Source organism: Curtobacterium sp. MCLR17_045, from assembly GCF_003234405.1.
GTDB classification, from domain to species: domain Bacteria; phylum Actinomycetota; class Actinomycetes; order Actinomycetales; family Microbacteriaceae; genus Curtobacterium; species Curtobacterium flaccumfaciens.
Genome location: NZ_QKTB01000013.1, coordinates 69,710 through 90,687 on the forward strand (window position 1 = coordinate 69,710; position 20,978 = coordinate 90,687).

The following is a 20,978-nucleotide window of genomic DNA, read 5'->3' on the forward strand; positions in this document are numbered from 1 at the left end:
TCGAGCGGTCGCTCAGTCGATCGCGGCGTCGCGCGTGAGCACCATGACGTCCATCCGTCCCTGCTGGACGACCACGCCGTGCTGGTTCCGCAGGGCCACCGCTCGTTCGACGATCCCGGTCGTTCCCGAGCTCGTCAGCCGGGTGCCGAGGACCTCGACGGTGCAGGTCACGGTGTCGCCGATGAACACGGGCTCGGTGAACCGCCACTGGTCGATCCCGAGCAGTGCCACCGCGGACCCCTCGAAGACGCCCGTGCGCGCGATGAGCCCGAGGCACAGCGAGGTGCCGAGCAGCCCGTGCACGATCCGCTGCCCGTACCGGGTCTTCCCCGCGAACTCGACGTCCGTGTGCACCTGGTTGTTGTCGTTCGTCCACGAGGCGAACGACACCACGTCCGCCTCGGTGATGGTGCGCCCCGGCGTGGTGAAGGTCTGTCCGGCAGCGAGGTCCTCGAAGTAGTGCGGCACGGCCCGATTCTCGCACCCGGTCAGAGCCGCGCGAGCAGCTTCCGCGATCGGCGCAGGCCCTGCGTGCTGGCCGCCTGCTCGGTCGTCGCCAGGACGCCGTACCCGAACGTGTCCTCGCCGTGCTGCGCTGCCACGGCTGCCAGCCGTCGGTACGCATCGGCGGCGTGTGCGGCGTCGAGCGTCTCGCCGAGGGTCTCCTGCACCCGTCGCAGTCGACCGAGCCGGCGCTTCCCGACGTCGGGCACGTCACCGGCCGCCTGCAGTGCGTAGCGCAACCGGCGCGCGGCCTTCCGGACCTCGTGCAGGGTGTCGAGGTCATCGCTGGGATCACCCAGCAGCCGACCGACGCGTACCCGCTCGTGCCGGATGCGCCTGGTGGCGAACGTGGCCGCGTCGTCGTCCGCGTGCGGGCCGGCCGGTGCCCGCAGCAGCAGGTCGTCGAGGGCATCGAGTGTCCGGAACCAGGCGTCGGAGCGCAGCGCTCGCCGGAGTTCAGCAGCGGTGACGCTGCGACGTTCCGCGGTCTCGGCACCGATGCGGTCCAGGGTCTCGGTGTCCACGTACCCGTCGGGGGCGTCTGCCGCCGACCGGGACAGGCCGGCGTGCAGCACCTCGGCGTCGCGAGCGGTCCCGGCGAACCGTCCGGTCTCGGCCAGGGTGGCACGGAGGTCCTCGGTCGCCTGACGGTCGAGCGCGCCGCGGAACGCCGCGAGCACACTCCGCAGGCGGCGCAGCACCTTCCGCAGGTCGTGCACGGCTTCGGGCTCGTCGGCCCGTACCCGGGGATCCACCGCGACGAGGTCACTCCGCAGGACATCGAGCACCCGGAGGACGAACCCGGCGGCGGTGTCCGACCGGGGGCGCTTCGCTCGGCCGCGTCGGCGTTCCGGCGCCGGCTCCGGGCCTCGGGGGAGCGGTACCGACGAAACGTCCACCGGGTCCGTCGCCGCGTCGTGCAGCGCTCGTTCGGCCGCTCGTTCCGTGGCGCCGTCGCGTCCGTCGTCCGTCAGGGCCCACCACCGCGACGACCGCAGCACGGTGGTGTCCGGGTCGCCGTCGTCCACGCGCACGTCGGCGACCTCGGCCCGCACCCGGCCGTCCCTGCCGCGGAGGGTCACGAGCGTCGTGGTGGTGTCACGGACCAGGACGGTCCGCAGTGGACGACCACGCAGGAACACCTCGACGGCGTCGCGTGGGGGATCGTCGGACGCAGCGTCGAGCGGTTCCGGACCGACCCCGTGGGCACCCCGGTCGATCGTCCAGGTGTCGTCCGGCGAGCGTGTGAGCACGACACCCTCGGTGGCGAGCACCCGGTCGTCGGAGTCCCACACCGTCTCGCGCACCGTCACCGCTTCGTGGCGGCGGACGTCGGCGGCGAACGGCTCGAGCGCGGGGAGCCTGCGGTCGTCGAGGATCCGCCAGGTCCGGCGGGGGTCGGGGAGCGCACGTGCAGCGTCAGCGGCGGAGGCAGGAGCGGCAGCGGATCGGGGCATGCCGCAAGTGTCGTCCGACGCACCCGTGTCAGATCGGGGCAACGGGGTTCTGTGGACGGAGTCCTACCCGGCCCGTCCTGTGGGGGACTCGGCACCTCGCCAGGCCCCGGCGCGTAGGTTCCGCTGCATGAGCGACGGAGCACCCAGCGCCCCCGACACCCGCGCAGACACGAGCGCAGACACCAGCGCCCCCGACACCAGCACGCCGAGCGACCGCGACCTCGAGTCCTGGATCGCCGACCGCCGCTGGTACGCCTCGAAGGGGTCCGTGCCACGCCTCCGGACGATCTCGACCGACGACGGAACCCGGCTGGTGCTCGACGAGGCACCCACGGTCCCCGTCCTCTACCAGTCGCCGATCACCAGCGGCCCCGACGGCACGGTCGTCGACGCCACCACCGATCTCGCGTGGGTGTCGGCACTCGCCGCTCGCATCGACGCGGCACCGGACAGCCTCAGCCCGATCGGTCGGGTCACCACCGCCCGCGTCCTGACGGGTGAGCAGTCCAACACGTCGGTCATCTGCGACACCGAGTCCGGCGACCGCGTCATCATCAAGGTCTTCCGCGTGCTGCACCACGGCGACAACCCCGACGTGACCACGCAGCTCGCGCTCACGGCGGCGGGCAGCATGCGCGTGCCGCGGGTCTACGGCGCCCTCCGCGCCGACTGGCCCGACGTCGGACGCCCGGACGGCACGGCGACGGGGCACCTCGCCTTCGCCCAGGAGTTCCTCCCCGGGCTCGACGACGCCTGGCGCGTCGCCCTGCAGGAGGCGCAGGCCGGCACGCCGTTCGGTGACCGCGCCGAGCAGCTCGGCACCGCGCTCGCCGACGTGCACCGCACCCTCGCCGGAGCGCTGCCGACGGAACCGGCCGACGCGCCCCGGCGGGACGCCGCCGTCGCGACGATGCACGCCCGACTCGACACAGCCGCCCGCGAGGCCCCGGCCGTTGCCAACCACGCCGACGCCATCCGCGCGGTCTACGCCCGTGCCGCCGACGCGACGTGGCCGGACCTGCAGCGCATCCACGGTGACCTGCACCTCGGACAGGTCCTGTCGGCACCGGACCCTCGCGGGTGGGTCTTCCTGGACTTCGAGGGCGAGCCGCTCCGCCCCCTCGACGAACGCTCGCTGCCGGACGTCACCCTTCGCGACGTCGCGGGCATGCTCCGCTCGTTCGACTACGTCGCGGGTGCGCTGGCGCACGACGCCGAACCGGTCGACGCGGCCGCCTGGGCGGCCGAGGCGCGGGCACGCTTCCTCGAGGGCTACCAGCGGGGCACCGGCGCGGACCTCACCGCCCACGGCGCGCTGCTCGACGCCTTCGAACTCGACAAGGCGGTCTACGAGGTCGTCTACGAGACCCGCAACCGACCCGACTGGGTCGGCATCCCGCTCGCGGCCGTCGCGCGCCTGGTCGGCGACAGCGGGTCCTGACCGCGACCCACGAACGGACGGGAGGCCCGTGGCGACACCGCCACGGGCCTCCCGTCCGTCACCGGGTGACGTCGTCTAGTTGACGGGACCCGTGTACTTCTCGCCTGGTCCGGCACCGATCGGGTCCGGGATCGCCGACGCCTCGCGGAAGGCGAGCTGCAGCGACCGGAGTCCGTCGCGGAGCGGACGTGCGTGGTGGTCGCCGATCTCGGTCGCGGCTGCGGTGACGAGGCCGGCCAGCGCGGTGATGAGCTTCCGCGCCTCGTCCAGGTCGGTCTGTTCCTGCGGGTCGTCTGCCAGGCCGACCTTGACGGCCGCGGCACTGAGCAGGTGCACCGCAACGGTGTTGATGAGTTCGACCGCCGGCACCTCCGCGATGTCCCTGGCGGCGTCGATGCCGGTGTCGTCGATCGGGGTGTCGCTCACGGTGCTCCTCTGCTAGGCTTGCTCGCGGCAGATGCTGTCCGTGTGCCGTCAGTTCCCTTGACATCAGTTCTCCTGAGATCAAGATCCTCGACAACACCCGGACGGTGTCACGAAAGAGGAGTCTCTCCCACCCGCGGCCGCGTTCCACCAGGCTACCGGGTCACCACCGCTCCGCGAGTGCACGTGTTGCACCCGTCGGTCGGATCCCACGGATCCGATGCAGGGCGGCTGCCGAACGGGTCGACATCCCGTGCGTCAGATCTCCTCTCTCGTGCTGTCGTCCAGGGCAAACGCCCCGGACAGCCACCACCTGATTGAAGGAGCTCCGCATCACCGATCCCCGTACCAACGACCGAATCCGCGTTCCCGAAGTCCGACTCGTCGGTCCGCAGGGTGAGCAGGTCGGCGTTGTCCCGATCGCCATGGCACTGCGTCTCGCGCAGGAAGCCGAACTGGATCTGGTCGAGGTCGCGCCGAACTCGAAGCCGCCCGTGGCCAAGATCATGGACTACGGCAAGTTCAAGTACGAGGCCGCTCAGAAGGCCAAGGAAGCCCGTCGCAACCAGGTGAACACGGACCTGAAAGAGGTCCGTTTCCGCCTGAAGATCGACGTGCACGACTACGAGACGAAGCGCAAGCGCGCCGAGGGGTTCCTCCTCGGCGGCGACAAGGTGAAGGCGATGATCCTCTTCCGTGGCCGCGAGCAGTCGCGTCCGGAGCAGGGTGTCCGTCTCCTCCAGAAGTTCGCGGAAGAGATCGCCGAGTTCGGTGTCGTCGAGTCGCGTCCGACCCAGGACGGTCGCAACATGACGATGATCATCGCCCCGCTCAAGAACAAGTCCGACGTCAAGGGCGAGCAGAACGCCAAGCGTGCTGCACAGAAGGCCGAGCGTCGTGCCACCGAGCACGCCGCGAAGGGCAAGGACGAGGCCGAGGCCGGTTCCACGTCCGAGGCAGCTGCGGAATCCACGGACGCCGCGGCCGAATAGGTCCCCGGACCGAACCCGCAACGACGCGGCCCCCCATCCATCCCACGGAAAGGCACCACCATGCCCAAGCAGAAGACCCACTCCGGGTCGAAGAAGCGCTTCAAGGTCACCGGTACCGGCAAGATCATGAAGCAGCAGGCCGGTATGCGTCACAACCTCGAGGTCAAGAGCTCCAAGCGCAAGGCCCGCCTGAACGAGGACCAGGTCCTCTCCAAGGGTGACGCGAAGAACGTCAAGAAGCTCCTCGGCCACTGAGCCCCCGGATCGTAAAGGAATAGTGCAATGGCACGAGTAAAGAGAGCGGTCAACGCCGCCAAGAAGCGCCGCGTCATCCTCGAACGCGCCGAGGGCTACCGCGGCCAGCGTTCGCGCCTGTACCGCAAGGCCAAGGAGCAGGTCACCCACTCCCTCGTCTACGCGTACCGCGACCGTCACGCGAAGAAGGGCGAGTTCCGTCGCCTGTGGATCCAGCGCATCAACGCTGCGTCCCGTGCGAACGGCCTGACCTACAACCGCCTCATCCAGGGTCTCAACCTGGCCGGCGTCGAGGTCGACCGTCGCATCCTCGCCGACCTCGCGGTGAACAACCCCGAGACCTTCACCGCGCTCGTCGAGACCGCGAAGAAGGCCCTCCCGGCCGACACCTCGGCCCCGAAGGCTGCGTAGTCAGTTCTTCTGCTCGCGAAACCCCCGCCGTACGGCGGGGGTTTCGTCGTTCCTAGACTTGGGTCGTGAGCGATCTCCTCGAGAACCCCCGTGCCGGACGCGTGAAGGCCGTTGCGGCCCTGGCCAAGAAGGACGTCCGGGCCGAGACCGGCCTGTTCCTGCTGGAAGGACCCCAAGCCGTCCGCGAAGCCCTGGAGTACGCCCCGGAGCTCCTGCGCGAGCTCTACGTGACGCCGACCGCCGCAGCCCGCTACGGGCTGGACGACGCGCCGGTGGACACCTGGTTCGTGACCGAGCAGGTGCTCGACGCGATGGCCGACACGGTCACCCCGCAGGGCGTGGTGGCGGTGTGCCAGCAGTTCCCGACGTCAGTGAAGGACGTCTTCCCGGACCGCGCTGCGGCCGCCGCCGACCGGGAGGCCCGTGATGCGTCCGACGAGCAGGCCGCGTTGCCCGGACTGGTCGCCATCCTCGAAGAGGTGCGGGACCCGGGGAACGCCGGCACGATCATCCGGGCCGCCGACGCGGCCGGCGCCGACGCGGTGGTGCTGACCGGACGCTCGGTCGACCCGTACAACCCGAAGGTCGTCCGGTCGACGACCGGGTCCCTGTTCCACGTCCCGGTGTCCGTCGGCGTGACCCTGGCCGACACGATCGAGCGCGCGAAGGCCCTCGGCTACACGGTGCTCGCGGCGGACGTCTCGGGCGACGACCTGCCGGTGGTCCGCGCTGAGGGGATGCTCGACGGTCCGACCGCGTGGGTCTTCGGCAACGAGGCCCGCGGACTCACCGCCGACGACCTGGCGCTCGTCGACCGGGCCGTCAAGGTGCCGATCTACGGGCAGGCGGAGTCGATGAACCTCGCCACGGCCGCGTCGGTGTGCCTGTACGAGTCGGCCTTCGCGCTCCGGAGCTGACGCTCCTCCCTCCCCAGGCCGGTCGTCGGCATCGGTCATCCACCGTCCGCTCGGTGCAGGTGGGTGGTATCCCGACGGCCGGTAGGCTTGGGTCTCGTGTCAGAACCTCTCGAGATCAGCGAATCGGCCGTCGCCGACGCGGTGGACGCGGCCCTCGCCGCCGTCCGTGCCACGACGACGGTCGCCGAACTGAAGCAGGCCAGGGCCGAGCACACCGGTGAGCAGTCACCGTTGGCGCGGATGAACGCATCGATGCGCAGTGTGCCGCCGGAGCAGAAGGCCGCGGCGGGCAAGCTCGTCGGGCAGGCCCGTGGGCGGGTGAACGCGGCGATCGCCGAGCAGGAATCCGTCCTCGCGGTGGCCGAGGAACGCGCACGGCTCGAAGCCGAGCGCGTCGACGTCACCGCGTTGCCGGTCCACCGCGCCACCGGCTCCCGCCACCCGCTCTCGCTGCTGAACGAAGCCGTCGCCGACATCTTCGTCGGCATGGGGTGGGAAGTGGCAGAAGGCCCCGAGCTCGAGCACGAGTGGTTCAACTTCGACGCCCTGAACTTCGACCAGGACCACCCGGCCCGGGCCATGGCGGACACCATCTTCGTCGAGCCCGTCGACCGGCACCTGGTCATGCGCACCCACACCTCGCCGGTGCAGGTGCGGTCGCTGCTGTCGCGCGACCTCCCGCTGTACGTCATCGCGCCGGGTCGCGTCTACCGTGCCGACGAGCTCGACGCCACGCACCTGCCGGTCTTCACCCAGGTCGAGGGCATCGCGATCGACAAGGGCCTGACGATGGCGCACCTGCGCGGCACGCTCGAGCACTTCGCCCGGCAGATGTTCGGCGCCGAGGCGCAGATCCGGCTCCGCCCGAACTACTTCCCGTTCACCGAGCCCAGCGCCGAGATGGACGTCTGGCAGCCGAACGCCAAGGGTGGCGCGCGGTGGGTCGAGTGGGGGGGCTGCGGCATGGTGAACCCCAACGTCCTGCGTGCCGCCGGCATCGATCCCGACGAGTACCAGGGCTTCGCGTTCGGCATGGGCATCGAGCGGACACTGCAGTTCCGCAACGGCCTGAACGACATGCGTGACTTCCTCGAGGGCGACATCCGCTTCTCGCAGCAGTTCGGAACGGTGGTCTGATGCGCGTCCCACTCCGTTGGCTCGGTGAGTCCGTCGACCTCCCCGAGGACGTCACCCTCGAGCACGTCCACGCGGCGCTCGTGTCGGTCGGCTTCGAGGAAGAGGACGTCCACACCTTCGACCTGACCGGCCCCATCGTGGTCGGTCGGGTCCTCGAGCGCGTCCCCGAGCCGCAGAAGAACGGCAAGACCATCAACTGGTGCCAGGTGGACGTCGGCGAAGCCGAGCCTCGCGGCATCGTCTGCGGCGCGCACAACTTCGACGTCGGCGACCTCGTCGTCGTCACGCTGCCCGGCGCAGTCCTGCCGGGGCCGTTCCCGATCGCCGCCCGCAAGACCTACGGGCACGTGTCCGACGGCATGATCGCCTCGGCCCGCGAGCTCGGGCTGGGCGAAGAGCACGACGGCATCCTGCGCTTCGCCGACCTCGGCATGGACCCCACCGTCGGTGCCGACGCCATCGCGCTCCTCGGCCTCGATGACGCCGCGGTCGAGATCAACGTCACGCCGGACCGCGGCTACGTCCTCAGCATGCGCGGGGTCGCCCGTGAGTACGCGCACGCCACCGGAGCCAGCTTCCACGACCCCGTCGACCGCGTCGCGCCGCGTGCGGCCGAGGGGTTCCGGGTCACGATCGACGACCAGGCCCCGATCCGGGGTCGAGTCGGAGCGTCGACGTTCGTCACGCGCGTCGTGCGCGGGATCGACCCGGCCGCCAAGACACCGTCCTGGATGGTGTCGCGCCTCTCGCTGGCCGGGGTGCGCTCGATCTCCCTGCCCGTCGACATCACGAACTACGTCATGTTCGAGCTCGGCCAGCCGCTGCACGGCTACGACCTGCAGACCGTCGCGGGCGGCCTCGGCGTGCGTCGGGCGACCGCTGGCGAGACGCTCGAGACCCTCGACGGCACGGTCCGGAAGCTCGACCCCGAAGACCTCGTCATCACCGACGACGACGGTCCCGTCGGCCTCGCCGGCGTCATGGGCGGAGCCCGCACCGAGATCTCGGCGAGCACCACCGACGTCCTGATCGAGGCCGCCGGGTTCGACCAGGTCTCCATCGCCCGCACCGCTCGTCGCCACAAGCTCCCCAGCGAGGCATCCCGTCGCTTCGAGCGCGGGGTCGACCCGCAGGTGGCCGAGGCCGCGGCGAACCGTGCCGTCGAGCTCCTCGTCGAGCTCGCCGGCGGCACCGCTGACGCCTTCGGGTCCACGCTCGTCGACACCGAGCCGCGGGCGACCGTGACGATGCGGCTCTCGCGTCCGTCCGAGCTCGTCGGCGTCGACTACACCGACGCCGAGGTCATCGACACGCTCCGTGCGATCGGCGCCACGGTCGAGGCCGACGGTGAGCAGCTCGCGGTCACTCCGCCCACCTGGCGTCCCGACCTGACCGACGACACCACCCTCGTCGAAGAGGTCGCGCGCATCGTCGGCTACGACCGGATCCCGAGCGTGCTGCCGGTCGCGCCGCCCGGCCGGGGCCTGACCCGGCACCAGCAGGCTCGTCGTCGGGTCGCCTCGGCGCTGGCCGCGGCGGGCCTGACCGAGGTCGTCACGGCACCGTTCGTGTCGGCGGCCACGCAGGACGCCTACCCGGGGATCGACCCGCAGGGCGGACCGAGCGTCGTGCTCGCGAACGCCCTGGACAGCGAGCAGAACCTCCTGCGCCGCAGCGGCGTTCCGGCCCTGGTCGACGCCGCCCGTCGCAACGTGTCGCGCGGGCTCGTGGACGTCGCGCTCTACGAGACGTCCCGGGTGTTCCTGCCGGTGACGGGCGTGACGCTCGGCACCGACGAGGTCCCGGCGGGCGCCGCCCGGCCCGACCGTGCGACGCTCGAGGCGCTGGACGCCTCGCTGCCCGCCCAGCCCTTCCACGTCGCCGCACTGCTCACCGGCCACCGGGTCGTCAAGCAGCCCGGCACCACGGCAGAGCCGTTCGGCATCGCCGACGCGATCGATGCGGCCCGCCAGGTCGCCTGGGCCGTCGGTGTCGAACTGACCGTCGCGCAGACGACCCACCCGTCCCTGCACCCGGGCCGTGCCGCGTCGCTGCTCGTCGACGGCACGGTCGTGGGCGTCGCCGGTGAGCTCCTGCCCGAACTGGCCGAGGCCGCCGTCCTGCCCCGGGTGGTGGCGGTCGTCGAGCTCGACCTCGACGCGCTGGTCGCCGCTGCCCCGGAACTCGTCGCGGTCGCGCCGATCGTCTCCTACCCGGCGGCCACGCAGGACCTCTCGCTCGTCGTCGATGCCAGCGTGCCGGCCGGTGACGTGCTGGATGCGGTGCGCTCTGGCGCCGGAGACCTGTTGGAGTATGCTCGGCTCGTGGATGACTACCGGGGCTCCGGCGTGGACGAGGGACAGAAGTCCCTGACGTTCGCCCTGCGCTTCCGTGCCACGGACCGCACGCTGACCGCTGCCGAGGCCACCGAGGCCCGTGACGGCGCTGTCCGACGTGCCGGCGAGCGATTCGGGGCGACCCTGCGCGACTGACCCACACGGGATCAGCACCGCCCGGGGTCGCCGCCTCCGACTCTCTCGACGACCAGTCCGACCAAAGGTGGAATCCCATGTCCGTATCCGTCGCCGTGGCGGGAGCCTCCGGCTACGCGGGTGGTGAGCTCCTGCGCGTGCTCTCCGCCCACCCCGAGTTCGAGGTCAGGACGGTGACGGCGTTCTCGAACGCCGGACAGCCCCTGATCGCGACCCAGCCGCACCTCCGTTCCCTGTCGCACCTGACGCTGGCGGAGACGACGGCCGAGACGCTGCGGGGGCACGACGTGGTCTTCCTGGCGCTGCCGCACGGCCAGTCGGGTGCGATCACCGCGGAACTCGGCGACGACACGCTCGTCATCGACTGCGGCGCGGACCACCGGCTGACGGACCCGGCGGCGTGGGAGCGGTTCTACGGCGGTGACTACTTCGGCGCGTGGACCTACGGGCTGCCCGAGCTCCTGCTCGCGGCGCCCACCCCGGGTTCGGCCGATGAATGGCGCGAGGTCGACGACATCGCGTCGCAGGGCAAGCAGCGTTCCGCCCTGGTCGGCACGAAGCGCATCGCGGTCCCCGGCTGCAACGTCACCGCGGTGACGCTCGGCATCCAGCCGGGCATCCAGGCCGGCCTCGTCGAGTCCGACGACCTCGTCGCGGTGCTCAGCGTCGGCCCGAGCGGTGCCGGCAAGAAGCTGGCCACCACCTACCTGGCCTCCGAGATCATGGGGTCCGCCAGCGCGTACGCCGTCGGCGGCTCGCACCGGCACGTCCCCGAGATCCAGCAGAACCTGCAGGTCGCGGGGGCCGCCGACGTGACGATCTCGTTCACGCCGGTCCTGGTCCCGATGTCGCGGGGCATCCTGGCGACCACCACCGCGAAGCTCTCGCCCGGCGTCAGCGCACGCGACGTCCGACTCGCCTGGGAGCAGGCGTACGCCGACGAGCCGTTCGTCCACCTGCTGCCCGAGGGCGAGTTCCCCCGGGTCGCGGACACGATCGGTGCGAACACCGCGCTCGTCGGCATCGCCGTCGACGAGGCCGCCGGCCGCGTCGTCGCGGTGACCGCGCTCGACAACCTCGCCAAGGGCACGGCCGGCGCCGCCGTCCAGTCGGCGAACATCGCCCTCGGTCTCCCCGAGACCACGGGCCTCAGTGTGGACGGAGTCGCACCGTGACCGACGCAGGCACGACCACCCAGACCGAGCCGGGCCTCCAGGGCGTCACCGCGGCAGCGGGCTTCCGCGCCGCCGGTGTCACCGCAGGCCTCAAGACGAGCGGCAAGCCGGACGTGGCCCTCGTCGTCAACGACGGCCCCGACGCGGCCGTGGCCGCCGTCTTCACCAGCAACCGAGCCCAGGCGCACCCCGTGATCTGGTCCCGCCAGGTCGTCGGGGACGGCGTCGCCCGTGCCGTCGTCCTGAACTCCGGCGGCGCGAACTGCTTCACCGGCCCGTTCGGCTTCCAGACCACGCACCTGACGGCCGAGGCCGTGGGCGACGCCCTCGGGATCGGAGCCGGCGACGTCGTCGTCTGCTCCACCGGGCTCATCGGTGTCGGCGACCAGACCTTCCGCGACAACGTGCTCCGTGGCGTCGACCTGGCGAGCACTGCACTCAGCAGCGACGGCGGTCCCGATGCGGCGACCGCGATCATGACGACGGACACGAAGGCCAAGCAGTCCGTCGTGACCGAGGACGGCTGGACCGTCGGCGGCATGGCCAAGGGTGCCGGGATGCTCGCCCCGGGCCTCGCGACGATGCTCGTCGTCATCACGACGGACGCCGTGCAGACGCCGGACCAGCTCGACCAGGCGCTCCGTGCCGCCACCCGCATCACGTTCGACCGCGTCGACTCCGACGGCTGCATGTCCACGAACGACACCGTCGTGCTGCTGTCGTCGGGTGCGAGCGGCGTGACGCCCGAGGTCGGTGACTTCCAGGAAGCCCTGACCGCGGTCTGCGCCGATCTGGCCCGCCAGCTGCAGCAGGACGCCGAGGGTGCGAGCCACGACATCGCGATCGAGGTCGTGCACGCCGCGACGGAGGACGACGCCGTGACCGTCGGTCGGAGCGTCGCCCGGAACAACCTGTTCAAGGCGGCCGTCTTCGGCAACGACCCGAACTGGGGCCGGGTGCTCGCGGCGATCGGCACCACCGACGCCGAGTTCGACCCGTACGCGGTGGACGTCAGCATGAACGGCGTCCGGGTCTGCCACGCGGGCGCACCCGACGAGCCGAGCGACTCCGTCGACCTGACGCCGCGTGACACCCACGTGCGCATCGACCTCGGTGTCGGCACGCACTCGGCCACGATCCTGACCAACGACCTCACGCACGACTACGTGCACGAGAACAGCGCGTACTCCAGCTGATGGCGGCGGACACGAACGGGGCCGGTACGCCCCTCACGAAGGAAGAAGAACACGAGTTCGCCGCGGTCAAGGCCGCGACGCTCATCGAGTCGCTGCCCTGGCTGAAGCGCTTCTCGGGCAAGGTCGTCGTGGTCAAGTTCGGCGGCAACGCCATGGTGAACGAGGACCTGAAGCGCGCCTTCGCCGAGGACATGGTCTACCTGCGCTACGCCGGCCTGCACCCGGTCGTCGTGCACGGTGGGGGGCCGCAGATCTCCGCCGCCCTCAAGGAACAGGGCATCGAGTCCGAGTTCCGCGGCGGCTACCGCGTCACGACGACCGAGGCGATCACGGTCGTCCGCGACGTCCTGGCCGGCGAGGTCAACCGCGAGATCGTCGACTTGGTGAACGAACACGGCGAGGGCCTGGCCGTCGGCGTTTTCGGCGACGGCGGCTCGCTGTTCACCGGCGAGAAGAAGGGCGTCGTCGTCGACGGGCAGGAGTACGACCTCGGCCACGTCGGGGACATCACCCACGTCGACCCGTCGGGTGTGCTCGCCGCGATCGAGGCCGGCCGGATCCCGGTCGTCTCGAGCATCGCGATCGACGACGCGCACCCCGACCAGGCACTCAACGTGAACGCGGACGCTGCGGCGGGTGCCCTGGCGATCGCGCTGCGGGCCTCGAAGCTCATGATGCTCACCGACGTCCCCGGGCTGTACCGCAACTGGCCCGACCGTGACTCGATCGTCGACCTCATCGCGGTCGACGAGCTCCGCGAGCTCCTGCCGAGCCTCGAGTCGGGGATGATCCCGAAGATGACCGCGTGCCTCGACGCCGTGGTCGGCGGGGTCGGCGGTGCGACGATCATCGACGGCCGGATCCCGCACTCGATCCTGCTCGAGGTCTTCACCCTGCGGGGTGCGGGCACCGAGGTGATCCCGGACCCGAGCCGACGAACCGAGAACCAGATGACCCACGCCGAGATCGGCCGTCGCGTCGCGTCGCCGTCGATCGACAGCAGTACCGGCCAGCACGTGGCGGGTACGGACGAGAAGGGACACCAGCAGTGAGCACCGAGACGCAGACCGAGACCTGGAACGACCGGTTCGGGGCGTCGCTCATGCGATCCCTGACCCCGCCCAAGATCATGCTCGAGCGTGGCCAGGGCTGCCGCGTCTGGGACGTCGACGGCAACGAGTACCTCGACTTCCTCGCCGGCATCGCGGTGAACTCGCTCGGCCACGCGCACCCCGCCCTGGTGGAGGCGATCGCCGACCAGGCCGCGAAGCTCGTGCACGTGTCGAACTACTTCGCCACCCCGCCGCAGCTCGAACTCGCCGAGCGCCTGAAGCGCATCACCGGCGCGGGCGACGCGGGCCGTGTCTACTTCGGCAACTCCGGCGCCGAGGCGAACGAGGCCGCGTTCAAGCTGGCCCGCCTCAACAAGGGTGCGGACGGCACCAAGACCCGGATCCTCGCGCTCAAGCAGGGCTTCCACGGGCGCACGATGGGTGCCCTCGCGCTCACCGGCAAGCCCGCGCTGCAGCAGGACTTCCTGCCGATGATCCCGGGCGTCGAGCACATCGAGACCTCGATCGAGGCGCTCGAAGCGTCGATCGACGACTCCGTCGCCGCCCTGATCCTCGAACCCATCAAGGGCGAGGCCGGCGTGGTCGACCTGCCGGAGGGCTTCCTGCTGGCGGCACGCCGACTGACCGCGGAGCACGGCGCACTGCTGATCCTCGACGAGATCCAGACGGGTGTCGGCCGGACCGGCAACTGGTTCGCGTTCCAGGGCCACGGTGTGACGCCGGACGCCATCACCGTCGCGAAGGGCATCGCCGGGGGCTTCCCCATCGGCGCCCTGGTCACGATCGGCTGGGCATCCGACCTGTTCTCGGCCGGGCAGCACGGTTCGACCTTCGGCGGCAACCCGCTCGGCACCCGCGTCGCCAACGCGGTGCTCGAGGAGATCGAGCGTGCGGAACTCGTCGCCGGCGCAGTGGTCAAGGGCGAGCGGATCCGTGACGGCATCAGCGCCATCGGTTCCCCGCTGGTGGAAGAGGTCCGTGGCACCGGCCTGCTCATCGGCGTCGGTCTGACCGGTCCGATCGGCCCGGCCGTCAACGCAGCCGCCCTCGAGCGCGGCCTCATCATCAACGCCCCCAACGAGTCGAGCCTGCGCATCGCGCCGCCGCTCATCGTGTCCGACGCCGAGATCGACGAGTTCCTGTCGATCCTCGCCCAGAGCCTCGCGGCCGTCGCCGCAGCGCAGGAGCCCACCGCATGACCCGCCACTTCCTCCGCGACGACGACCTGAGCCAGGCCGAGCAGTCCGCGATCCTCGACATCGCCGACCGCATGAAGGCCGACCGCTGGGCGGAGAAGCCGCTGGCCGGTCCGCAGAGCGTCGCAGTGATCTTCGACAAGTCGTCGACCCGTACCCGGGTGTCCTTCCACGTCGGCATCTCCGACCTCGGCGGCAGCCCGCTGATCATCTCGACGGCGAACAGCCAGCTCGGCGGCAAGGAGACCCCGTCGGACACGGCCCGCGTGCTCGAGCGCATGGTGTCGGCGATCGTGTGGCGCACCTACGGTCAGGCCGGGCTCGAGGAGATGGCCGCCGGCACGACGGTCCCCGTCGTCAACGCGCTGTCCGACGACTTCCACCCCTGCCAGCTCCTCGCCGACCTGCTCACCATCCGTGAGCACCGCGGCGCCCTCGCCGGGCAGACCGTGGCGTTCATCGGCGACGGTGCGAGCAACATGGCGCAGTCGTACCTGCTCGCCGGGGCGACAGCGGGCATGCACGTCCGCGTCGCCGCCCCCGCCGAGTTCTCCCCGTCGGCGCAGGTCGTCACCGACGCCGAGGAACGCGCCGCCGTGACGGGCGGCTCCGTCCTCGTGGTGACCGACCCGGTTGCCGCGGTCGCGGGTGCCGACGTGGTCGTCACCGACACCTGGGTGTCGATGGGCAAGGAGTCCGAGAAGCAGTCGCGCCTCGACACCTTCGCGGGGTACCGCGTCGACGACGCGCTCATGGCGCACGCCGCCGACGACGCCGTCTTCATGCACTGCCTGCCGGCCGACCGGGGGTTCGAAGTGACCGCCGACGTCATCGACGGCCCCCGCAGCATCATCTGGGACGAGGCGGAGAACCGTCTGCACGCCCAGAAGGCGCTGCTGGCCTGGCTGCTCGCCAACGACTAGCCGACGGATCGGACACCAGTGGCTGACCGCGTCGTCCTCGCGTACTCCGGCGGTCTCGACACCTCCGTCGGGATCGGCTGGCTGCGCGACGCCACCGGCAAGGACGTCGTCGCACTCGTGGTCGACGTCGGCCAGGGCGGCGAGGACCTCGAGGCGGTCCGGCAGCGTGCGCTCGACTGCGGCGCCGTCGAGTCACTCGTCGTCGACGCCAAGGACGAGTTCGCCGACGAGTACATCGTGCCGGCGCTCCGGGCCAACGCGCTCTACCAGAAGCGGTACCCGCTCGTCTCGGCACTGAGCCGCCCACTCATCGCGAAGCACCTCGCGCTGACGGCGAAGCAACTCGGTGCCGACAGCGTCGCGCACGGCTCCACCGGCAAGGGCAACGACCAGGTCCGCTTCGAGGCAGCCGTCGCGGCGATCGCACCGGACCTGCGGACCGTCGCACCGGTGCGGGACCTCGCCCTCACCCGCGACCGCGCCATCGCCTACGCGCAGGAGCACCGGCTGCCGATCCAGCACTCGGAACGGGAGCCGTGGTCGGTCGACCAGAACGTGTGGGGCCGAGCGGTCGAGACCGGGCTCCTCGAGGACCCGTGGACCGCCCCCGCTGACGACCTCTACGCGACCACCCAGGACCCGGCGCTCCCGCAGCAGGCCGACGAGGTCACGATCACCTTCGACCGCGGTGTCCCGGTCGCCCTCGACGGGCAGCGGTTCAGCGTGCTGCGCATGGTGCAGGAGCTCAACGCGGTCGCCGGCAAGCACGGCGTCGGGCGGATCGACGTCGTCGAGGACCGGGTGGTCGGCATCAAGTCGCGCGAGGTCTACGAAGCGCCGGCCGCGATCGCGCTCATCGCCGCGCACGAGGAGCTCGAGAGCCTCACCCTCGAGCGCGACGTCGCCCGGTTCAAACGCGGCGTCGAGTCCGAGTGGGCCGACCTGGTCTACGACGGCCTGTGGTTCGGCGGACTCAAGCGCAGCCTCGACGCCTTCGTCGAGCACACCCAGCAGCACGTCTCCGGCGACGTCCGGTTGCGGCTGCAGGGCGGGCGTGCCACCGTGACGGGCCGTCGGTCGGAGCAGAGCCTCTACGACTTCGACCTGGCGACGTCCGACACCGGCGACGCGTTCGACCAGTCCGTGTCCAGGGGGTTCATCGAGCTCTGGTCACTGCCCAGCAAGATCTCCGCCCGCCGCGACGCGGCGAACTGACCGACAGCAGCCCCGCACCGACCAACAGCCCCCGGCCCGACCCAGCACCGACGAAACGACGCAGGACGACATGACCGACGAGAAGACCGACGCCACCAACACCGGTGCCCTCTGGGGCGGCCGCTTCGCCGACGGCCCGAGTGCGGCCCTCGCCGCGCTCTCGAAGTCGACGCACTTCGACTGGCAGCTCGCGCCCTACGACATCGCGGGGTCCCGTGCCCACGCCCGAGCGCTGCACACCGCGGGCTACCTGACCGCCGACGAGCTCGAACGGATGCTCGCCGGCCTCGACCGGCTCGAAGCGGCGCACGCCGACGGCACGCTGCAGCCCGACGACTCCGACGAGGACGTCCACGGCGCCCTCGAACGCCTGCTCATCGCCGACCTCGGTCCCGAACTCGGCGGCAAGCTCCGCGCTGGTCGCAGCCGCAACGACCAGATCGCAACCCTCGGCCGCATGCACATGCTCGACCACGGGCGGCGCATCGGCCGGCTCGTGATCGACCTCGTCGACGCGATCACCCAGCAGGCGACCGAGCACCCGGCCGCGATCATGCCGGGGCGCACGCACCTGCAGCACGCGCAGCCCGTGCTCCTGGCCCACCACCTGCTCGCGCACGCCTGGCCGCTCGTCCGCGACCTCGAGCGCCTCCGCGACTGGGCCAATCGCGCGAGCGTCAGCCCGTACGGTGCCGGTGCGCTGGCAGGGAGTTCGCTCGGCCTCGACCCCGCCGCGATCGCCGCGGAGCTCGGCTTCGACCGCCCGGCGGACAACTCGATCGACGCCACGGCCGCCCGGGACGTCGTCGCCGAGTTCGCGTTCGTCCTCGCGCAGATCGGCATCGACGTCTCGCGCCTGTCGGAAGAGGTCATCCTCTGGAACACGAAGGAGTTCGGCTTCGTCCGGCTCCACGACGCCTTCTCGACCGGCTCGAGCATCATGCCGCAGAAGAAGAACCCGGACATCGCCGAGCTCGCCCGGGGCAAGTCGGGGCGCCTGATCGGCAACCTGACCGGGCTGCTCGCGACGCTCAAGGGACTGCCGCTGGCGTACAACCGCGACCTGCAGGAGGACAAGGAGCCGGTCTTCGACTCCGTGGCCACGCTCGAGGTCCTGCTGCCCGCGTTCACCGGCATGATCGCGACCCTGACCTTCGACACCGACCGGATGGCCGAGCTCGCGCCGCAGGGCTTCTCGCTCGCGACGGACGTCGCCGAGTGGCTGGTCCGGCAGGGCGTCCCGTTCCGCGACGCGCACGAGGTCTCCGGCGCGCTCGTCCGGTACTGCGAGGAGCGCGGCATCGAGCTCGACGAGCCGACCGACGACGAGTACCGGTCCGTGTCCGAGCACCTCACGCCCGACGTCCGTGCCGTCCTGACCATCGAGGGCAGCGTCGCATCGCGCTCCGGCGTCGGGGGCACCGCGCCCGACCGGGTCGCCGAGCAGCTCGCGTCCGTCACCCGTCGCGTCCGCGACCTGGCCGAGGGCGCGCCCTTCTCGCGATGACCGAGGGGATCGCCGCGCTGCTCGCCGAGCCCGCCCCGATCGCCGCGCCGGCCCTGCTCGGTGCGACGATCGCTGGGCGCGGCGTGGCGCTCCGCATCACCGAGGTCGAGGCCTACTCCGGCCCCACCGATCCCGGATCACACGGTCACCGGGGGATGACGGAGCGCAACCGCCACCTCTTCGGGCCGCCCGGCACGCTGTACGCCTACCGCTCGTACGGCATCCACACCTGCGTCAACGTCGTGAGCGGGCCTGCCGGCACCTCGTCGGGCTCCCTGCTGCGCGGTGCGCAGGTCGTCGAGGGACTCGACGTCGCGCGAGCGCGTCGCGGGTCGAAGGTCGCGGACGGCGCCCTGGCACGCGGGCCCGGCAACCTCGGTGGTGCGCTCGGAGCGGTCCTCGGGCAGGACGACGGCACGTCGCTCCTCGACGGGTCCGGCCCGTTCGTGCTCACCCTGGCACCCGGCCTGGAGGCCCGGCTCGCCTCCGCCGGACCGGCCCACGTGATCGACGAGCTCCTGTCCGAGACCCTGGCCGGTCCGCCCGCGGGCGCTGCGGTCCCGCGGATCTCCCGCGGGCCGCGCACCGGCGTCGGCGGCATCGCCGGCGGGGCGCGGTACCCCTGGCGCTTCTGGCTGACGGGTGACCCCACGGTCTCGACGTACCGGCGGCACAAGGGCGCCCTCGACTCGTGAACCGGCCACGGGCCTCCCGGCCGCCGCGCCTGCCGGACGTCCGTCGCCGCTACGATGGCGGGGTGTCCAGTGATACCGCTCAAGACGTCCTGACGCGCCAGCAGAACGACCCCGCCTTCGACTCGGTGTGGGACGAACTGCAGTGGCGCGGTCTGGTGCAGGTTTCGACCGACGAGACCGCGCTGCAAGAGGCCCTCGACGGTGAGCCGATCACGTACTACTGCGGGTTCGACCCGACGGCGCCGTCGCTGCACTGCGGCAACCTGCTGCAGCTCCTGACCATGCGTCGGCTGCAGCTCGCGGGGCACAAGCCGCTCGCGTTGGTGGGTGGTTCGACCGGTCTCATCGGCGATCCGCGTCCCACGGCCGAGCGCACGCTGAACACGCCGGAGACCGTGGCGGAGTGGGTGTCCCGGCTGCAGACCCAGGTGTCCCGGTTCCTCAGTCCGGACGGCGACAACGGCGTCCGGCTGGTGAACAACCTCGACTGGACCGCCCCGTTGTCCGCGATCGACTTCCTGCGCGACGTCGGCAAGTACTTCCGCGTCAACTCGATGCTCAAGAAGGACGCGGTGGCCGCGCGCCTGAACTCCGATGCGGGGATCAGCTACACCGAGTTCAGCTACCAGATCCTCCAGGGGCTCGACTACCGCGAACTCTGGCGGCAGTACGGGTGCACGCTGCAGACCGGTGGCTCGGATCAGTGGGGCAACCTGACCTCGGGCACGGAGCTCGTCCGTCGTGCCGAAGGTGCCACGGTGCACGCCCTCGGGACCCCGCTCATCACGAACTCCGACGGCACGAAGTTCGGCAAGAGCGAGGGCAACGCGATCTGGCTCGACGCCGAGATGACCTCGCCCTACGCCATGTACCAGTTCTGGCTCAACACGACGGACGCCGACGTGATCGCCCGACTGCGGCAGTTCACGTTCCTGACGCGCGCCGAGATCGAACGACTCGAGCAGGCCGTCGCCGACGAGCCCTTCCGACGAGAGGCCCAGCGGACCCTGGCCTTCGAGGTCACCTCGATCGTGCACGGAGTGGCGGCGACCCAGGCGGCGATCGATGCCGCGGCCGCGCTGTTCGGCAACGGTGACCTCGGTGCGCTCGACCCGGAGACCCTGCGGTCGGCGATCGCCGCGCTGCCGGGGTCGGTCACGCTCGACTCCGGAGCGGACGTCGCACGGGCACTCGTGGAGACCGGACTCGTGAAGTCCCTCGGCGAGGCCCGCCGCGCGATCGACCAGGGCGGCGTCTCCGTGAACAACGTCCGGGCCGAAGACCCGGCCACCCCGCTGTCCGACCTCGCCCTGCCCGGGGGAGTGCTCGTCCTCCGTCGTGGCAAGAAGACCCTCGCCGGAGTGACGCTCGCCTGATCCCGGTTGCTCGACCCCCTGCGATGCCCGGTTCCCCTGTGGAACCGGGCATCGCTGCGTCCGGGCGACGTGTGTTGCACAACGCGACACGCCCGGGATGGGGGCTGGCTTGGCGCACTCGCTCAGGGCTGCGTATAGTTCTTACTCGTCACCCCAAAGGTGCGGCGGAGCGGCTGGAGCGAAAGCCCAGAGCACGTCGGCCCTCAAGCGGGACCATCCTCCACTGAAGTTCAGATCGGGCCTTGCGCCGGATCGCTTCGACGTCTAGGATGACAAGCCCACCGGTTCTCTCCCCTCGGGATGAGCCACTGGACCTCCGGGTCCGACGAACAACCGGTGGCAAGCCAAGAACACAAGCCTTGTGGCTGAAGCTCGAACTCGAGCCGAGGAGCAAGTGCGTCTGGTCCTTGAGAACTCAACAGCGTGCACATTGTCAATGCCAATTTATTGATTGACCTCGTGCCTGGTCGGCTTGCTGACTGGGTCATGAAGCAATTCCTTTTGGATTGAAGATTGTCAGTAGACAGTCAACAGTCAGAATCAACTCGGTCTGATGCCTTCGGGTGTTGGGTCTGTATTTTTTTACGGAGAGT

At 70.9% G+C, this 20,978-nt stretch carries 19 protein-coding genes; 16 read left to right on the forward strand and 3 right to left on the reverse strand.

Annotation, left to right across the window (positions count from 1 at the left end; all coding sequences use genetic code 11):
* Window positions 1–12: 12 nt before the first annotated feature.
* Window positions 13–468, reverse strand: a complete 456-nt coding sequence (locus tag DEJ05_RS10315) for a MaoC/PaaZ C-terminal domain-containing protein (RefSeq protein ID WP_027466555.1) — start codon at window positions 466–468, stop codon at window positions 13–15.
* Between the two features lie 20 nt (window positions 469–488).
* Window positions 489–1,961 (reverse strand): CHAD domain-containing protein, encoded by a 1,473-nt coding sequence (locus DEJ05_RS10320; protein ID WP_111110361.1) that lies wholly within the window; start codon window positions 1,959–1,961, stop codon window positions 489–491.
* A 127-nt stretch (window positions 1,962–2,088) separates the two neighbouring features.
* Between DEJ05_RS10320 and DEJ05_RS10325 the strand changes: the two genes are divergently transcribed.
* Entirely contained in the window at window positions 2,089–3,402 is a 1,314-nt protein-coding gene (locus tag DEJ05_RS10325; RefSeq protein ID WP_220037016.1) for a phosphotransferase, read from the forward strand.
* A 75-nt stretch (window positions 3,403–3,477) separates the two neighbouring features.
* On the opposite strand, the gene DEJ05_RS10330 is transcribed toward DEJ05_RS10325, so the two are convergent.
* Window positions 3,478–3,828 carry a DUF1844 domain-containing protein gene (locus tag DEJ05_RS10330; RefSeq protein ID WP_027466553.1) on the reverse strand — a complete coding sequence of 117 codons (351 nt, stop codon included), beginning with the start codon at window positions 3,826–3,828 and terminating at the stop codon, window positions 3,478–3,480.
* A 314-nt stretch (window positions 3,829–4,142) separates the two neighbouring features.
* On the opposite strand from DEJ05_RS10330, the gene infC reads away from it, so the two are divergent.
* The 15 genes from infC to tyrS all read left to right on the forward strand — a co-directional run bounded on the left by infC (window position 4,143) and on the right by tyrS (window position 20,385).
* Window positions 4,143–4,817: a translation initiation factor IF-3 gene (gene infC / locus DEJ05_RS10335; RefSeq protein WP_081827403.1), complete on the forward strand. Its 675-nt coding sequence runs from the start codon at window positions 4,143–4,145 to the stop codon at window positions 4,815–4,817.
* Between the two features lie 60 nt (window positions 4,818–4,877).
* Window positions 4,878–5,072, forward strand: coding sequence for a 50S ribosomal protein L35 (gene rpmI / locus DEJ05_RS10340; RefSeq protein ID WP_017887976.1), 195 nt, complete (start codon window positions 4,878–4,880; stop codon window positions 5,070–5,072).
* Between the two features lie 27 nt (window positions 5,073–5,099).
* Window positions 5,100–5,483, forward strand: coding sequence for a 50S ribosomal protein L20 (gene rplT, locus DEJ05_RS10345; RefSeq protein WP_017887975.1), 384 nt, complete (start codon window positions 5,100–5,102; stop codon window positions 5,481–5,483).
* A gap of 65 nt (window positions 5,484–5,548) precedes the next feature.
* Window positions 5,549–6,400 (forward strand): RNA methyltransferase, encoded by an 852-nt coding sequence (locus tag DEJ05_RS10350; RefSeq protein WP_071405146.1) that lies wholly within the window; start codon window positions 5,549–5,551, stop codon window positions 6,398–6,400.
* A gap of 96 nt (window positions 6,401–6,496) precedes the next feature.
* A complete protein-coding gene (gene pheS, locus DEJ05_RS10355) occupies window positions 6,497–7,537 on the forward strand; it encodes a phenylalanine--tRNA ligase subunit alpha (RefSeq protein ID WP_027466550.1) in 1,041 nt (346 codons plus the stop codon).
* Window positions 7,537–10,029, forward strand: a complete 2,493-nt coding sequence (pheT, locus tag DEJ05_RS10360; RefSeq protein ID WP_111110362.1) for a phenylalanine--tRNA ligase subunit beta — start codon at window positions 7,537–7,539, stop codon at window positions 10,027–10,029. Before pheS ends, pheT begins: the two co-directional genes overlap by 1 nt.
* A 77-nt stretch (window positions 10,030–10,106) precedes the next feature.
* The gene (locus tag DEJ05_RS10365) at window positions 10,107–11,204 is read left to right on the forward strand and encodes an N-acetyl-gamma-glutamyl-phosphate reductase (RefSeq protein WP_111047952.1); all 1,098 of its coding nucleotides are present in this window, start codon (window positions 10,107–10,109) and stop codon (window positions 11,202–11,204) included.
* Window positions 11,201–12,400: a bifunctional glutamate N-acetyltransferase/amino-acid acetyltransferase ArgJ gene (gene argJ / locus DEJ05_RS10370; protein ID WP_071405142.1), complete on the forward strand. Its 1,200-nt coding sequence runs from the start codon at window positions 11,201–11,203 to the stop codon at window positions 12,398–12,400. Before DEJ05_RS10365 ends, argJ begins: the two co-directional genes overlap by 4 nt.
* Entirely contained in the window at window positions 12,400–13,452 is a 1,053-nt protein-coding gene (gene argB / locus DEJ05_RS10375) for an acetylglutamate kinase (protein ID WP_071405141.1), read from the forward strand. The genes argJ and argB overlap by 1 nt, the downstream gene beginning before the upstream one ends.
* Window positions 13,449–14,672, forward strand: coding sequence for an acetylornithine transaminase (locus DEJ05_RS10380; RefSeq protein ID WP_111110363.1), 1,224 nt, complete (start codon window positions 13,449–13,451; stop codon window positions 14,670–14,672). Before argB ends, DEJ05_RS10380 begins: the two co-directional genes overlap by 4 nt.
* Window positions 14,669–15,592, forward strand: a complete 924-nt coding sequence (gene argF, locus DEJ05_RS10385; protein ID WP_071405139.1) for an ornithine carbamoyltransferase — start codon at window positions 14,669–14,671, stop codon at window positions 15,590–15,592. Before DEJ05_RS10380 ends, argF begins: the two co-directional genes overlap by 4 nt.
* 18 nt (window positions 15,593–15,610) lie before the next feature.
* Complete coding sequence (locus DEJ05_RS10390; protein WP_110865445.1) at window positions 15,611–16,807, forward strand: argininosuccinate synthase; 1,197 nt, start codon at window positions 15,611–15,613, stop codon at window positions 16,805–16,807.
* 70 nt (window positions 16,808–16,877) lie between these two features.
* Complete coding sequence (gene argH / locus DEJ05_RS10395) at window positions 16,878–18,314, forward strand: argininosuccinate lyase (RefSeq protein ID WP_111092757.1); 1,437 nt, start codon at window positions 16,878–16,880, stop codon at window positions 18,312–18,314.
* The gene (locus tag DEJ05_RS10400; protein ID WP_111110364.1) at window positions 18,311–19,009 is read left to right on the forward strand and encodes a DNA-3-methyladenine glycosylase; all 699 of its coding nucleotides are present in this window, start codon (window positions 18,311–18,313) and stop codon (window positions 19,007–19,009) included. Before argH ends, DEJ05_RS10400 begins: the two co-directional genes overlap by 4 nt.
* A 62-nt stretch (window positions 19,010–19,071) precedes the next feature.
* Complete coding sequence (gene tyrS, locus DEJ05_RS10405) at window positions 19,072–20,385, forward strand: tyrosine--tRNA ligase (RefSeq protein WP_111110365.1); 1,314 nt, start codon at window positions 19,072–19,074, stop codon at window positions 20,383–20,385.
* The last annotated feature ends 593 nt before the right edge of the window (window positions 20,386–20,978 follow it).